The organism is Tenacibaculum mesophilum (genome assembly GCF_003867075.1).
GTDB lineage: Bacteria > Bacteroidota > Bacteroidia > Flavobacteriales > Flavobacteriaceae > Polaribacter > Polaribacter mesophilus.
This window is the reverse complement of record NZ_CP032544.1, coordinates 1-13,168: the sequence shown is the minus strand read 5'-3', so window position 1 is coordinate 13,168 and position 13,168 is coordinate 1. Positions and strand designations below refer to the sequence as shown.

Genomic DNA, 13,168 nt, shown 5'->3' with positions numbered 1-13,168 from the left:
ATTATTTTAATGATTTTCTGTTACTGTTACCTGTTTTCATTAAACCATCATAACGACTGTTTAATAAATACGAGTTTATTTGCTGAATAGTGTCTATTGCAACTCCTACCATAATGATTAATGATGTTCCTCCATAAAACATTGCCCAGTTTTGAGTAACTCCAAACTTTACAATGATTGCTGGTAAAATAGATAAAGCTGCTAAGAAGATAGATCCTGGTAATGTAATTTTCGACAATACTGAATCTAAAAAGTTAGCTGTTTCTTCACCTGGTTTATAACCTGGAACAAAACCATTACTTCTCTTTAAGTCTTCTGCCATTTTATTCGTTGGAATAGTAATAGCAGTATAAAAGTAACTAAAGACAATAATTAATAAAGCAAATATAACGTTATACCATAAACCGTTAATATCAGTTAAACTGTTTAATGCTGGATATTTTTGACCTAATGCTATTGGTAAAAACATAATAGCCTGTGCAAAAATAATTGGCATTACTCCAGCTGCATTCAATTTTAAAGGAATGTACTGTCTTGCGCCATCAACATCTTTAATGTTTGTAACTGCTGTACGACGTGCGTATTGAACGGCTACTTTACGTACTGCTGTAACTAATAATACGGTTAACAAGATTACTACAAACCAAACTATTAATTCGATTAAAATCATCATAATTCCTCCAGCACCTGCAGTTTGCTTAGAAACTAATTCTTGAATAAATGCTGCTGGGAAATTTGCGATAATACCAACGGTAATTAATAATGAAATTCCATTACCAACTCCTTTATCAGTAATACGCTCTCCTAGCCACATTGCAAAAATTGTTCCTGCACTTAAAAGAATGATAGATGATACCCAAAATGTTGCTCCTGTTACTAAGAATGCTTCTTGCGGTAAACCCATTTGGTTTTGGATTACTCCAATGTAGGTTGGTGCTTGAAACAACGTAATAGCAATCGTAAGCCATCTTGTTATTTGCGTAATCTTCTTACGTCCACTTTCTCCATCTTTTTGTAATTTCTGTAAATACGGTACTGCAATACCCATTAACTGAACCACGATTGATGCAGAAATATAAGGCATTATACCAAGTGCCATAACTGACGCTCTAGCAAATGCCCCACCTGTAAATGCGTTTAATAAACCTAAAAGTCCACCGTCAGTACTGTCTTTTAATGCTGATAACTGAGTAGGGTCAATTCCTGGTAATGGAACTGCTGCCATAAAACGGTAAACAGCGATTAAACCTAAGGTTAAAAGTAATTTTTCTTTTAACTCTTCAATCTTCCAAATGTCTTTTAAAGTATTTATAAAATTCATCATTTACAATTCTTATAATGTTACTGCTTCACCTCCTGCTGCTTCAATAGCTGCTTTAGCTGATGCTGTAAATTTATGTACAGTTATATTTAATTTAGCTTTTAACTCTCCACCACCTAATATTTTAACTAAGTCGTTTTTACGAGCTAATCTGTTTTCTACTAAAACGTCTAAATTAACTGTATCTGTTATCTTTCCGTTATCTACTAATGATTGTAACTTGTCTAAATTTACACCAACATATTCTTTACGATTAATGTTAGTGAAACCAAATTTAGGTACACGTCTTTGAAGTGGCATTTGCCCTCCTTCAAATCCTATTTTACGAGAATAACCAGAACGAGATTTAGCTCCTTTATGTCCTCTTGTAGAGGTACCTCCGTGACCAGAACCTTCTCCACGAGCGATTCTTTTACCGCTTTTTGTAGATCCTGCTGCTGGTTTTAAGTTGTGTAAACTCATCTTTATATTGTCTTATTTAATTTCTTCTACAGAAACTAAGTGTGAAACTTTACTTACCATACCCAAAATTGTAGCTGATGCTTCATGCTCTACAGTTTGGTTCATTTTACGTAAACCTAACGCCTCTAACGTTCTTTTTTGATTTTTAAGGCGACCGATTTGACTTTTTACTTGTGTAACTCTAATTTTACTCATCGTCTTAAATTTTAACCGTTAAAAACTTTCTCTAAAGATATACCTCTTTGCTTAGCAATTGTAGCAGCACTACGTAATTGTAATAAAGCATCAAAAGTTGCTTTTACTACGTTGTGAGGGTTTGATGATCCTTGAGATTTTGATAATACGTCTTTAATACCTACAGCTTCTAATACTAAACGTACAGCACCTCCGGCAATAACCCCGGTACCATGTGAAGCAGGCTTGATGAATACTTTTGCACCACCAAATTTACCTTTTTGTTCGTGTGGTAATGTTCCATCTAAAATAGGAATACGTACTAAATTTTTCTTTGCATCTTCAACTGCTTTTGCAATTGCAGAAGAAACATCTTTAGATTTCCCTAATCCGTGACCTACAACTCCATTACCATCTCCAACTACTACGATTGCAGAGAAACCAAATGCTCTACCTCCTTTAGTTACTTTGGTAACACGTTGTACACCAACTAATTTATCTACAAGCTCTAATCCGCTTGGTTTTACTCTTTCTACGTTTTTATATCCTAACATAATATAATTTCTTAAAATTTTAAACCAGCTTCTCTTGCAGCGTCTGCTAATACTTTAACTCTTCCGTGGTATAAATATCCGTTACGGTCAAAAGCAACAGTATCAACACCAGCCTTTACAGCTTTTTCAGCAATAGCTTTACCTACAGCTGTAGCCGCTTCTGCTTTAGAACTAGATGTAATTTCTTTATCTCTTGATGATGCAGATGCTAATGTAACACCAGCAACGTCATCAATTAACTGAGCATAGATTTCTTTGTTACTTCTAAAAACTGATAACCTTGGTTTTTCAGCTGTACCTGTAACAATCTTTCTAATTCTATGCTTAATTCGTTGTCTTCTTTCAAGCTTTGATAATGCCATAATAATTTCTCTTATTTATTATGCAGATTTACCTGCTTTTCTTCTTAATACTTCTCCTACAAACTTAATTCCTTTTCCTTTGTAAGGTTCTGGCTTACGGAATGAACGAATTTTTGCTGCAACTTGACCAACTAATTGCTTGTCATGTGAAGTTAATTTTACGATTGGGTTCTTACCTTTTTCAGATACTGTTTCAACCTTAACTTCTGGAGCTAAATCTATTACAATATTGTGAGAGAAACCTAAGGCTAAATCTAATTTTTGTCCTTGGTTAGATGCTCTATAACCAACACCTACTAACTCTAACTCTTTAGTAAATCCTTTGCTAACACCTTCAACCATATTATTGATTAAAGCACGGTATAAACCATGTGCTGCTCTATGATCTTTACTTTCTGATGGTCTTTCTAAAGTAATGGTACCATCTTCAACTTTTACAGTAATATCAGACTTAATTTCTTGAGTTAACTCTCCTAATTTCCCTTTTACTGTAACCACATTTCCGTCTACTTTTACTTCAACACCTTGTGGCAATGCGATTGGATTCTTTCCTATTCTACTCATCTTACAAAATGTTTTTTAGTAAACGTAACATAATACTTCACCACCAACGTTCTCTTGTCTTGCTTTTTTGTTTGTCATTACACCTTTTGATGTAGAAACAATAGCAATACCTAATCCGTTCAATACTCTTGGCATTTCTTTAGCGCCAACGTATCTACGTAAACCTGGTGTTGAAATTCTTTGAATCTTTCTGATTACTGATTCTTTCGTGTCACGATCGTATTTTAAAGCTATCTTAATCGTTCCTTGAACCTTATCGTCATTGAACTGATAACTTAAAATGTAACCTTGATCGAACAAAATCTTCGTCATTTCCTTCTTCAACTTTGAAGCAGGAACTTCAACTACTCTGTGATTTGCTGCAATAGCATTTCTCACTCGAGTAAGAAAATCCGCGATTGGATCTGTATACATAGTTAATTAATTTTCGGTTTTGGTTTTTAGCATTATTATCTTATCAACGCAAATACTAAACCTGAAACCAGTTAATACTTATTTATTTGTTTTTTGAGTAAAATCTCATAAGCATTATACCATTTAAGTGGTATTTACTTACAAGGCGTAATTTACCCCATAAAAACAGAGTGCAAATATACATAAACTTTTTGAAAATCAAACCTTTTTGATGATTATCATTTTTAGTATCAAAATATTACGTTTTTGTAAGAGTATTTTTATTTTAAAATGAAATTAAAGTATGTATTAATTACACCCTTTTGTTAAGCAAAAAGGTGTACAACTTTGTTTAGTTATACACCTTTATTTTGTATGGAAGAGCTTCTTACCAGCTTGCTTTCTTTACTCCTGGAATTAATCCTTGGTTAGCCATTTCACGGAAAGTAACACGTGAAATTCCGAACTGACGCATATATCCTTTTGGACGTCCAGTTAGTTTACAACGATTGTGCATTCTAATTGGTGATGCGTTTTTTGGCAACTTTTGTAATGCTTCATAGTCTCCAGCTTCTTTTAAGGCTTTTCTCTTTTCTGCATATTTAGCAACCATTTTAGCTCTTTTGCGCTCACGCGCTTTCATTGATTCTTTAGCCATCTTATTAATTCTTTTTAAATGGTAATCCTAATTCTCCTAATAATGATTTAGCTTCCTTATCAGTGCTTGCTGATGTTACAAAAGTAATATCCATACCACTAATTTTTTTCACTTGATCAATATTAATCTCTGGGTAGATGATTTGCTCAGTAATTCCTAAATTGTAATTACCTCTACCATCAAAACCATTTGCTTTGATACCGTTAAAGTCTCTTACACGTGGTAAAGAAGCTGTAACTAATCTATCTAAAAATTCGTACATTTTATCTCCTCTTAACGTAACTTTTGCTCCAATAGGCATTCCTTTACGTAATTTGAAGTTTGCAACGTCTTTCTTAGAAATTGTAGGTACTGCTTTTTGACCAGTAATAGTAGTTAACTCATCAATAGCGTATTCTATTAATTTCTTATCTGCTATAGCTGCACCAACACCTTTACTTACAACTATCTTTTGTAATTTAGGCACTTGCATTACATTGCTATAACCAAATTCATCAGTAAGAGCTTTGATAACTCTGCTCTTGTACTCTTCTCTTAATCTTGGTACGTAACTCATTGTTATATTGCTTTATCTGATTTTTTTGAAACTCTGAACTTTTTTCCACTTTCCTTATCAAAATCATACCCTACTCTAACAGCTTCACCGTTTTCGATTAAGGCTACATTCGATATATGTAATGGAGCTTCCTTTTTTACAATTCCTCCTTGAGGGTTAGCAGCACTAGGTTTAGTGTGTTTAGACACCATATTTACACCTTCTACTACTACTCTATCCTTATCTTTAAGGATTTGTAAAACTTTTCCTTCAGATCCTTTATGATCCCCTGCTATAACTTTAACAGTATCTCCTGATTTAATTTTAAATTTTTTCATTTTAAAATCTGATTTTATAACACCTCAGGTGCTAATGATACTATTTTCATAAATTGTTTCTCACGTAATTCACGAGCCACAGGTCCGAATACACGAGTACCTCTCATTTCCTCTGAAGGATTTAAAAGTACACAAGCATTATCATCAAATCTGATATATGATCCGTCTTTACGTCTAACTTCTTTCTTAGTACGAACAACAACTGCACGAGATACTTGACCTTTCTTTACAGTTCCGTTTGGAGTTGCAGATTTTACTGAAACTACAATTTTATCTCCAACGCTAGCGTAACGCTTTTTTGTTCCTCCTAAAACTCTAATCACTAAAACTTCTTTTGCTCCAGTGTTATCTGCGACTTTTAATCTTGATTCTGTCTGTAACATATTATTTAGCTCTTTCTAGGATTTCTACTAATCTCCAACGCTTAGATTTACTCATAGGACGTGTTTCCATGATCCTTACAGTATCACCTTCGTTGCAATCGTTATTCTCGTCATGTGCAACGTACTTCTTAGTCTTCAATACGAACTTTCCGTACATTGGGTGCTTTACTCTTTTTACCTCGCTAACTACGATAGATTTCTCCATTTTGTTGCTAGATACTACACCGATTCTCTCTTTTCTAAGATTTCTTTTTTCCATCTTTAAAACTGACTAGAATTATTGTAATTCTCTTTTAGTTAACTCTGTAGCAATTCTTGCTACAGTTTTTCTTAAGCTACGTAACTCTAATGGGTTTTCCAATGGAGTTATGGCGTGAGCCATCTTAAGATCAGTATAATTTTTCTTCAACGCCCCTAGCTTTTCTTGTAAGTCAGCTGTTGATAATTCTTTAATTTCTGATTGTTTCATGATCTAATAGAATTAAGCGTTATAATCAAAATCTCTTGCTATTACAAACTTCGTTTTTACAGGAAGTTTTTGCGCTGCTAAACGTAAAGCTTCTTTTGCTACTTCCATTGGTACTCCACCAATTTCGAACAAAATTCTACCTGGTTTTACAACTGCTACAAAGTGATCTGGTGCACCTTTACCTTTACCCATACGTACCTCTAACGGTTTCTTTGTTATTGGTTTATCTGGGAAAATCTTAATCCAAAGTTGCCCCTCTCTTTTCATATAACGAGTTGCCGCAATACGAGCTGCCTCAATTTGACGAGAGGTAAGTAAGTTCTGGTCTAATGATTTGATACCAAACATTCCGTTAGAAAGTTGAGTACCTCTACCAGAGTTACCTTTCATATTTCCTTTCGCCTTCTGTACCTTACGGTATTTTACTCTTTTTGGCTGTAACATTGTTAATTTCTTTTAAAAATTATTTTCTTCTGCGAGGTTGACGTTTACCACCTCCTTTGTTTCCACTACCTTTTTGCTTAGATAGTCCAACTAATGGAGATAATTCACGTTTTCCATAAACCTCACCTTTCATAATCCATACTTTCACACCGATTCTTCCGTATGTAGTATGTGATTCAACAAGTGCATAATCGATGTCTGCTCTAAAGGTAGAAAGAGGAATTCTTCCTTCTTTGTAATGCTCAGAACGTGCCATTTCAGCTCCGTTTAAACGGCCTGATAATTGAACTTTAATTCCTTCTGCATTCATTCTCATTGCAGCAGCGATTGCCATTTTAGTAGCTCGCTTGTAAGAAATTCTATTTTCAATTTGACGTGCAATACTAGCAGCAACTAATTTTGCATCTAATTCTGGACGCTTAATTTCGAAAATATTAATTTGAACTTCTTTACCAGTAATTTTCTTAAGCTCTTCTTTTAACTTGTCTACCTCTTGACCTCCTTTACCAATAATGATACCTGGACGTGCAGTAGTGATAGTAACGGTTACAAGTTTTAAGGTACGCTCAATAATAATTCTTGATACACTTGCTTTAGATAATCTAGCATATAAATACTTTCTTATCTTATCATCTTCAGCAATCTTATCTCCGTAGTCATTTCCACCATACCAGTTAGATTCCCATCCTCTGATAATTCCTAAACGATTTCCTATTGGATTTGTCTTTTGTCCCATTTCTACTTTGATTAATTACTATTATTTTTAGTTCCTAACTCTAAAGTTACGTGATTAGAACGCTTACGAATTCTATGTGCACGACCTTGCGGAGCTGGTCTTAACCTTTTTAACATACCTGCGCTATCAACACAAATTGATTTTACGTATAATCCAGCATCTTCAATGCTTGCATCTTCATTTTTAGCTTGCCAGTTAGCAATAGCTGATAATAATAACTTTTCTAAGTTACGTGATGCTTCTTTTGGACTGAACTTTAAGATTTGTAAAGCTTTTTCAACTTCTACTCCTCTTACTAAATCTGCTACCAAGCGCATTTTCCTTGGTGATGTAGGACAATTAGTTAATTTAGCGAAAGCTCTAGACTTTCTAGCTTCTTTTAACTGTGTTGCCATGTTATGTTTACGACTTCCCATAATTTCCTACTATTTTTTACCTTTATTTTTTGCACCAGCATGTCCTCTAAATGAGCGTGTTGGTGAAAATTCGCCTAATTTATGACCTACCATGTTTTCAGTAACGTAAACTGGTACAAACTGACGTCCGTTGTGAACTGCAATTGTTTGTCCTACGAAATCAGGAGTAATCATACTTGCTCTAGACCAAGTTTTGATAACTGACTTACTACCTGCTTCTACGTTAGCTAACACTTTTTTCTCTAACTTATAGTGAACGTAAGGTCCTTTTTTTAATGATCTTGCCATGGTTTATTATTTCTTTCTACGTTCTACGATATACTTATTACTAGCTTTGGTCTTTGATCTAGTCTTAAATCCTTTAGCAGGAATACCGTTTCTAGATCTTGGATGCCCTCCAGAAGAACGTCCTTCACCACCTCCCATTGGGTGATCAACTGGGTTCATTCTTACTGCATTTGTTCTTGGTCTTCTTCCTAACCATCTACTTCTACCTGCTTTACCTGAAACTAATAATTGGTGGTCTGAGTTAGACACTACTCCAATTGTAGCCATACAAGTTAATAAGATAAATCTTGTTTCTCCAGAAGGTAATTTAACAGTTGCATATTTACCTTCTTTTGCAACTAACTGAGCAAAAGCTCCAGCAGAACGAGCCATAACAGCTCCTTGACCTGGGTGTAACTCAATACAAGAAATTGTAGTTCCTAAAGGAATTTCACTTAAATACATAGCGTTACCTACTTCTGGAGCTACTTCCTTTCCTGAAATGATTGTTTGACCTACTTTTAATCCGTTTTGTGCAATCACATAACGTTTTTCACCATCAGCATAACTAACTAATGCAATAAATGCAGTACGGTTTGGATCGTACTCAATAGTTTTTACTGTTGCAGGAATACCTTGCTTATCTCTTTTAAAATCGATAATACGGTATTTTTGTTTATGACCTCCACCGATGTTACGTGTAGTCATTCTACCCTGGTTGTTTCGACCTCCAGATCGTTTTTTCGGAGCTAATAAAGATTTCTCCGGCTTATCAGTAGTAATGGTGTCGAACCCATTTACAACTCTAAAACGCTGACCTGGTGTTATTGGTTTTAATTTTCTAACTGACATTCTGTCTTTTCTTAAAGATTGTTATAAAAATCAATAGTTTCTCCTTCAGCTAACTGAACGATTGCCTTTTTGTATCCACCTGTTAATCCAGTAACTAAACCTTTTTTAGTGTATTTAGTTTTTCTTTGTGCTGGATAATTCATTGTTTTTACAGATTCAATCGCTACACCATAAGCAGCTTCTACAGCTCCTTTGATTTCTAATTTGTTAGCTTTTTTATTTACAACAAATGTATAACGGTTGTTTAACTCGCTATCATTTGTAGCTTTTTCTGTAATAATAGGTTTAATTAAAATACTCATCTTGTTCCCTATTTACTTAAATTAGACTCAATTCCTTCTAGAGAGCTTTCTGAAATAACCACTTTATTAGCATTTAAAACGCTATACGTGTTAATACCTGAAGCATCTACTACTTTAGAACCTTTTAAGTTACGAGATGATAAGTAAACATTCTTACTTTCTTCACCTAATACGAATAAAGACTTTTTAGCGTCTAATTCTAAAGCTTTTAATACATTGATAAACTCTTTAGTTTTTGGAGCTTCAAAATTGAAATCTTCAACAACCACTAAATTGTTTTCTTTTGCTTGAATACTTAAAGCTGACTTACGTGCTAAACGCTTTAAGTTTTTATTTAACTTAAAAGAATAGTTTCTAGGTCTTGGACCAAACATACGTCCACCACCTCTAAAAACACCAGACTTGATACTACCCGCACGAGCTGTACCAGTTCCTTTTTGTTTTTTTATCTTTCTTGTACTACCAGCAATCTCAGCTCTTTCTTTCGATTTATGAGTACCTTGTCTTTGATTAGCCAAATACTGCTTTACATCTAAATAAATTGCATGATCATTTGGCTCAATTCCGAATACCTCGTTAGAAAGTTCAACTTTTCTACCAGTATCTTTTCCTGTAATATCTAATACTGCTACTTTCATTATTTCTCGATAGTTACATAAGAGTTTTTGTGACCAGGAATTGCTCCTTTTACAACGATAAGATTCTTATCTGCAACCACTTTTAAAACTCTTAAATTTTGAACTTTTACTTTGTCTCCACCCATACGACCTGCCATACGCATTCCTTTGAATACTCTTGCAGGGTATGATGCTGCACCAATTGAACCTGGAGCTCTTAAACGGTTATGTTGACCGTGAGTTGCTTGTCCAACCCCGCCAAAACCATGACGTTTAACAACACCTTGAAAACCTTTACCTTTAGAAACTCCTGATACATCAACGAATTCTCCTTCAGCAAAGTGTTCAACAGTAATTGAGTCACCTAATTTATACTCACCTTCGAATCCTTGGAACTCAACGACCTTTCTTTTAGCAGATGTACCAGCTTTTTTAAAGTGACCATCTAAAGCCTTGTTAGAGCTTTTTGCTTTTTTGTCATCGAAACCAAGTTGTAACGCGTTATAGCCGTCAACCTCTTCGGTTCTGACTTGGGTAACAACGCAAGGACCTGCTTCGATTACAGTACAAGGAATATTTTTCCCGTTTTCATCGAATAAGCTGGTCATTCCTACTTTTCTTCCTATTAACCCAGACATATTTGTTAATTTTCAGACGATAGATTTTAATTTATCCAGCGCGTCTATTAATAAAATAATTTTTTGAAACAAATGTTTCTTGTTTTCCTTCGAATTTCTCAAAAAAAAAGAGCGAAAAACATCTTCACTCTTTGAATTTGTTTTACCGTTTTTCCTTCGCGAAACCCTCAGGACATGTCATTTCTGAATACTTTTCAGAAATTTCCACACTCCGAAAACTAAAATTTCGGTGTGCAAAAGTATAAAAAACTTTCGGCTTAACAAAATTAAACCGAAAGTTATTGATTTACTTATACTTTGATCTCAACTTCAACTCCACTTGGTAACTCAAGTTTCATTAGCGCATCAATAGTTTTTGAAGAAGAACTATAAATGTCTAATAATCTTTTGTAAGCAGATAATTGAAATTGTTCTCTTGATTTTTTGTTTACGTGTGGTGAACGTAACACTGTAAAAATCTTTTTATTTGTTGGTAAAGGAATTGGTCCGTTTACCACAGCACCAGTACTCTTTACTGTTTTTACGATTTTCTCAGCAGACTTGTCTACTAAATTATAATCGTAAGATTTTAACTTTATTCTAATTTTTTGACTCATCTTAATTAACCTTTAGCGTTTGCGATTACTTCTTCTGAAATGTTACTTGGAGTTTCTGCATAGTGAGAGAATTCCATAGTAGAAGTTGCTCTACCTGAAGATAATGTTCTTAAAGAAGTAACATATCCAAACATTTCTGATAAAGGAACGATTGCTTTTACTACTTTAGATCCAGCACGATCGCTCATATCGTTTACTTGTCCTCTTCTTCTGTTTAAGTCTCCAACGATATCTCCCATGTTCTCCTCTGGAGTTAACACTTCTAATTTCATCATTGGTTCCATGATTACAGCTCTTGCAGCTTTTGCAGCAGCTTTATAACCTAACTTAGCAGCTAATTCGAATGATAATTGATCAGAATCTACAGGGTGGAAAGATCCATCCTTTAAAGTAATCTTCATCGAATCCATTTCGTAACCAGCTAAAGGACCATTCTTCATTGCCTCTTTGAATCCTTTCTCTACAGAAGGTACAAATTCCTTAGGAACGTTACCTCCTTTAATAATAGACTCAAATTGTAACCCTGTAACACCTTCATCAGCAGGCTCCATAGTAAATACAATATCAGCAAACTTACCACGTCCACCAGATTGTTTCTTATAAACCTCTCTGTGATCTGCAGTAGCTGTTAAAGCTTCTTTGTACTCTACTTGTGGTTGTCCTTGATTTACTTCAACCTTAAACTCACGCTTTAAACGATCAACAATAATATCTAAGTGTAACTCACCCATTCCTGAAATTACAGTTTGACCTGAAGCATCATCTGTTTTTACAGTAAATGTTGGATCTTCCTCTGCTAATTTACCTAAAGCCATACCTAACTTATCAACGTCAGCCTTAGTTTTTGGTTCAACAGCAATACCGATTACTGGATCTGGGAAATCCATTGATTCTAAAACAATTGGATTCTTTTCATCAGATAAGGTATCTCCTGTTTTAATATCTTTAAATCCTACAGCAGCTCCAATATCTCCAGCTTCAATAAAGTCGATAGCATTTTGCTTGTTAGAGTGCATTTGGTAAATACGTGAAATACGTTCTTTTTTACCTGAACGGTTGTTCAACACATAAGAACCTGCATCTAAACGACCAGAATAAGCGCGGAAGAATGCTAAACGTCCTACGAAAGGATCGGTAGCAATTTTAAATGCTAAAGCTGAAAATGGCGCTTTTGCGTCTGGCTTACGTGTTTCCTCCTCACCAGTATCAGGATTAGTTCCTACGATATTATCTCTATCTACTGGAGAAGGTAAATAACGACATACAGCATCTAATAAAAACTGAACACCTTTATTTTTGAATGATGAACCACATACCATTGGAATAATAGACATATCCATTACAGCAGCTCTTAATGCAGCGTGCACTTCTTCTTCTGTAATTGAATCTTCATCTTCCATGTACTTCTCTAATAAGTTTTCGTCATAAGCAGCAACCTCTTCGATTAACTTACCACGTAACTCACGAGCTTCTTCTTTTAATTCTTCTGGAATTTCTACAACATCGAAAGTTGACCCGTAGTTGTCATCATGCCATACAATAGCACGGTTTTTAACTAAATCAACAATTCCTTTAAAATCTGCTTCATCACCAATGTTTAATACGATTGGCACTGCATTAGACTTTAACATGTCTTTTACTTGCTGACATACAGCTAAGAAGTTTGCTCCTTGACGGTCCATTTTGTTAACGAAACCGATACGTGGCACTTTATAGTTATCAGCTAAACGCCAGTTAGTTTCAGATTGTGGCTCAACTCCGTCTACTGCAGAGAATAAGAACACTAACCCGTCTAATACACGTAACGAACGGTTTACCTCTACGGTAAAATCAACGTGACCTGGAGTATCAATAATATTAAAATGGTATCCCTTAGCATCAGCTGTAGGCTGTCCATTTTCGGTTGGAAATTGCCAAGTACAAGTAGTAGCTGCAGAAGTAATTGTAATACCTCTTTCAGCTTCTTGCTCCATCCAGTCCATTGTAGAAGCACCATCGTGAACCTCTCCAATTTTGTGAGACACCCCTGTATAGAAAAGGATACGCTCAGTTGTTGTTGTTTTACCAGCATCAATATGAGCAGCAAT

The 13,168-nt window shown here is 34.9% G+C and carries 23 protein-coding genes; all 23 read right to left on the bottom strand.

The annotated features are described in order from the left end of the window. Position 1 precedes the first annotated feature (1 nt). A complete protein-coding gene (secY, locus tag D6200_RS00115) occupies positions 2-1,321 on the bottom strand; it encodes a preprotein translocase subunit SecY (RefSeq protein WP_047789820.1) in 1,320 nt (439 codons plus the stop codon). Between the two features lie 12 nt (positions 1,322-1,333). Next, positions 1,334-1,783 carry a 50S ribosomal protein L15 gene (gene rplO / locus D6200_RS00110; protein ID WP_047789821.1) on the bottom strand — a complete coding sequence of 150 codons (450 nt, stop codon included), beginning with the start codon at positions 1,781-1,783 and terminating at the stop codon, positions 1,334-1,336. 12 nt (positions 1,784-1,795) lie between these two features. Further along, positions 1,796-1,978: a 50S ribosomal protein L30 gene (gene rpmD, locus D6200_RS00105; protein ID WP_047789822.1), complete on the bottom strand. Its 183-nt coding sequence runs from the start codon at positions 1,976-1,978 to the stop codon at positions 1,796-1,798. Positions 1,979-1,989: 11 nt separating this feature from the next. After that, positions 1,990-2,514 (bottom strand): 30S ribosomal protein S5, encoded by a 525-nt coding sequence (rpsE, locus tag D6200_RS00100; protein WP_125064354.1) that lies wholly within the window; start codon positions 2,512-2,514, stop codon positions 1,990-1,992. An 8-nt stretch (positions 2,515-2,522) separates the two neighbouring features. Further along, positions 2,523-2,873, bottom strand: coding sequence for a 50S ribosomal protein L18 (gene rplR, locus D6200_RS00095; protein ID WP_047789824.1), 351 nt, complete (start codon positions 2,871-2,873; stop codon positions 2,523-2,525). A gap of 18 nt (positions 2,874-2,891) precedes the next feature. Then, positions 2,892-3,437 (bottom strand): 50S ribosomal protein L6, encoded by a 546-nt coding sequence (gene rplF / locus D6200_RS00090; RefSeq protein WP_047789825.1) that lies wholly within the window; start codon positions 3,435-3,437, stop codon positions 2,892-2,894. Between the two features lie 15 nt (positions 3,438-3,452). Next, entirely contained in the window at positions 3,453-3,851 is a 399-nt protein-coding gene (gene rpsH / locus D6200_RS00085) for a 30S ribosomal protein S8 (protein ID WP_047789826.1), read from the bottom strand. Between the two features lie 367 nt (positions 3,852-4,218). Beyond that, positions 4,219-4,488 (bottom strand): 30S ribosomal protein S14, encoded by a 270-nt coding sequence (rpsN, locus tag D6200_RS00080; protein ID WP_028890738.1) that lies wholly within the window; start codon positions 4,486-4,488, stop codon positions 4,219-4,221. 4 nt (positions 4,489-4,492) lie between these two features. Then, the gene (rplE, locus tag D6200_RS00075) at positions 4,493-5,044 is read right to left on the bottom strand and encodes a 50S ribosomal protein L5 (RefSeq protein ID WP_047789827.1); all 552 of its coding nucleotides are present in this window, start codon (positions 5,042-5,044) and stop codon (positions 4,493-4,495) included. A 2-nt stretch (positions 5,045-5,046) separates the two neighbouring features. Then, positions 5,047-5,361 carry a 50S ribosomal protein L24 gene (gene rplX / locus D6200_RS00070; protein WP_047789828.1) on the bottom strand — a complete coding sequence of 105 codons (315 nt, stop codon included), beginning with the start codon at positions 5,359-5,361 and terminating at the stop codon, positions 5,047-5,049. A gap of 14 nt (positions 5,362-5,375) precedes the next feature. Next, the gene (gene rplN / locus D6200_RS00065; protein ID WP_047789829.1) at positions 5,376-5,744 is read right to left on the bottom strand and encodes a 50S ribosomal protein L14; all 369 of its coding nucleotides are present in this window, start codon (positions 5,742-5,744) and stop codon (positions 5,376-5,378) included. A gap of 1 nt (position 5,745) precedes the next feature. Then, positions 5,746-6,003, bottom strand: a complete 258-nt coding sequence (gene rpsQ, locus D6200_RS00060; protein WP_028890734.1) for a 30S ribosomal protein S17 — start codon at positions 6,001-6,003, stop codon at positions 5,746-5,748. 18 nt (positions 6,004-6,021) lie between these two features. Continuing rightward, on the bottom strand, positions 6,022-6,213 hold the full coding sequence (rpmC, locus tag D6200_RS00055; RefSeq protein ID WP_028890733.1) for a 50S ribosomal protein L29: 192 nt from the start codon (positions 6,211-6,213) through the stop codon (positions 6,022-6,024). Positions 6,214-6,225: 12 nt separating this feature from the next. After that, positions 6,226-6,657 (bottom strand): 50S ribosomal protein L16, encoded by a 432-nt coding sequence (gene rplP / locus D6200_RS00050; protein ID WP_047789830.1) that lies wholly within the window; start codon positions 6,655-6,657, stop codon positions 6,226-6,228. A 19-nt stretch (positions 6,658-6,676) separates the two neighbouring features. Continuing rightward, a complete protein-coding gene (rpsC, locus tag D6200_RS00045) occupies positions 6,677-7,393 on the bottom strand; it encodes a 30S ribosomal protein S3 (RefSeq protein ID WP_047789831.1) in 717 nt (238 codons plus the stop codon). A gap of 11 nt (positions 7,394-7,404) precedes the next feature. Then, positions 7,405-7,809 (bottom strand): 50S ribosomal protein L22, encoded by a 405-nt coding sequence (gene rplV / locus D6200_RS00040; protein WP_028890730.1) that lies wholly within the window; start codon positions 7,807-7,809, stop codon positions 7,405-7,407. Positions 7,810-7,818: 9 nt separating this feature from the next. Further along, entirely contained in the window at positions 7,819-8,097 is a 279-nt protein-coding gene (gene rpsS / locus D6200_RS00035; RefSeq protein WP_028890729.1) for a 30S ribosomal protein S19, read from the bottom strand. 6 nt (positions 8,098-8,103) lie between these two features. Beyond that, the gene (rplB, locus tag D6200_RS00030) at positions 8,104-8,928 is read right to left on the bottom strand and encodes a 50S ribosomal protein L2 (RefSeq protein ID WP_047789832.1); all 825 of its coding nucleotides are present in this window, start codon (positions 8,926-8,928) and stop codon (positions 8,104-8,106) included. An 11-nt stretch (positions 8,929-8,939) separates the two neighbouring features. Beyond that, positions 8,940-9,230, bottom strand: coding sequence for a 50S ribosomal protein L23 (gene rplW, locus D6200_RS00025; protein WP_047789833.1), 291 nt, complete (start codon positions 9,228-9,230; stop codon positions 8,940-8,942). A gap of 8 nt (positions 9,231-9,238) precedes the next feature. Next, a complete protein-coding gene (rplD, locus tag D6200_RS00020; protein WP_047789834.1) occupies positions 9,239-9,868 on the bottom strand; it encodes a 50S ribosomal protein L4 in 630 nt (209 codons plus the stop codon). After that, entirely contained in the window at positions 9,868-10,485 is a 618-nt protein-coding gene (gene rplC, locus D6200_RS00015; protein WP_047789835.1) for a 50S ribosomal protein L3, read from the bottom strand. Before rplC ends, rplD begins: the two co-directional genes overlap by 1 nt. 290 nt (positions 10,486-10,775) lie before the next feature. Continuing rightward, on the bottom strand, positions 10,776-11,081 hold the full coding sequence (rpsJ, locus tag D6200_RS00010) for a 30S ribosomal protein S10 (protein ID WP_024740605.1): 306 nt from the start codon (positions 11,079-11,081) through the stop codon (positions 10,776-10,778). A gap of 5 nt (positions 11,082-11,086) precedes the next feature. Beyond that, complete coding sequence (gene fusA, locus D6200_RS00005) at positions 11,087-13,168, bottom strand: elongation factor G (RefSeq protein ID WP_240627188.1); 2,082 nt, start codon at positions 13,166-13,168, stop codon at positions 11,087-11,089.

Coding starts and splice junctions, on each gene's coding strand:
- rpsQ (WP_028890734.1), bottom strand. CDS start 6,003: ATGGAAAAAAGAAATCTTAGAAAAGAGAGAATCGGTGTAGTATCTAGC.
- rpsS (WP_028890729.1), bottom strand. CDS start 8,097: ATGGCAAGATCATTAAAAAAAGGACCTTACGTTCACTATAAGTTAGAG.
- rplV (WP_028890730.1), bottom strand. CDS start 7,809: ATGGGAAGTCGTAAACATAACATGGCAACACAGTTAAAAGAAGCTAGA.
- rplR (WP_047789824.1), bottom strand. CDS start 2,873: ATGGCATTATCAAAGCTTGAAAGAAGACAACGAATTAAGCATAGAATT.
- rplW (WP_047789833.1), bottom strand. CDS start 9,230: ATGAGTATTTTAATTAAACCTATTATTACAGAAAAAGCTACAAATGAT.
- rpmC (WP_028890733.1), bottom strand. CDS start 6,213: ATGAAACAATCAGAAATTAAAGAATTATCAACAGCTGACTTACAAGAA.
- rplN (WP_047789829.1), bottom strand. CDS start 5,744: ATGTTACAGACAGAATCAAGATTAAAAGTCGCAGATAACACTGGAGCA.
- rpsN (WP_028890738.1), bottom strand. CDS start 4,488: ATGGCTAAAGAATCAATGAAAGCGCGTGAGCGCAAAAGAGCTAAAATG.
- secY (WP_047789820.1), bottom strand. CDS start 1,321: ATGAATTTTATAAATACTTTAAAAGACATTTGGAAGATTGAAGAGTTA.
- rplO (WP_047789821.1), bottom strand. CDS start 1,783: ATGAGTTTACACAACTTAAAACCAGCAGCAGGATCTACAAAAAGCGGT.
- rplP (WP_047789830.1), bottom strand. CDS start 6,657: ATGTTACAGCCAAAAAGAGTAAAATACCGTAAGGTACAGAAGGCGAAA.
- rplB (WP_047789832.1), bottom strand. CDS start 8,928: ATGTCAGTTAGAAAATTAAAACCAATAACACCAGGTCAGCGTTTTAGA.
- rplD (WP_047789834.1), bottom strand. CDS start 9,868: ATGAAAGTAGCAGTATTAGATATTACAGGAAAAGATACTGGTAGAAAA.
- rplC (WP_047789835.1), bottom strand. CDS start 10,485: ATGTCTGGGTTAATAGGAAGAAAAGTAGGAATGACCAGCTTATTCGAT.
- rplE (WP_047789827.1), bottom strand. CDS start 5,044: ATGAGTTACGTACCAAGATTAAGAGAAGAGTACAAGAGCAGAGTTATC.
- rpsC (WP_047789831.1), bottom strand. CDS start 7,393: ATGGGACAAAAGACAAATCCAATAGGAAATCGTTTAGGAATTATCAGA.
- rplF (WP_047789825.1), bottom strand. CDS start 3,437: ATGAGTAGAATAGGAAAGAATCCAATCGCATTGCCACAAGGTGTTGAA.
- rplX (WP_047789828.1), bottom strand. CDS start 5,361: ATGAAAAAATTTAAAATTAAATCAGGAGATACTGTTAAAGTTATAGCA.
- rpmD (WP_047789822.1), bottom strand. CDS start 1,978: ATGAGTAAAATTAGAGTTACACAAGTAAAAAGTCAAATCGGTCGCCTT.
- rpsH (WP_047789826.1), bottom strand. CDS start 3,851: ATGTATACAGATCCAATCGCGGATTTTCTTACTCGAGTGAGAAATGCT.
- rpsJ (WP_024740605.1), bottom strand. CDS start 11,081: ATGAGTCAAAAAATTAGAATAAAGTTAAAATCTTACGATTATAATTTA.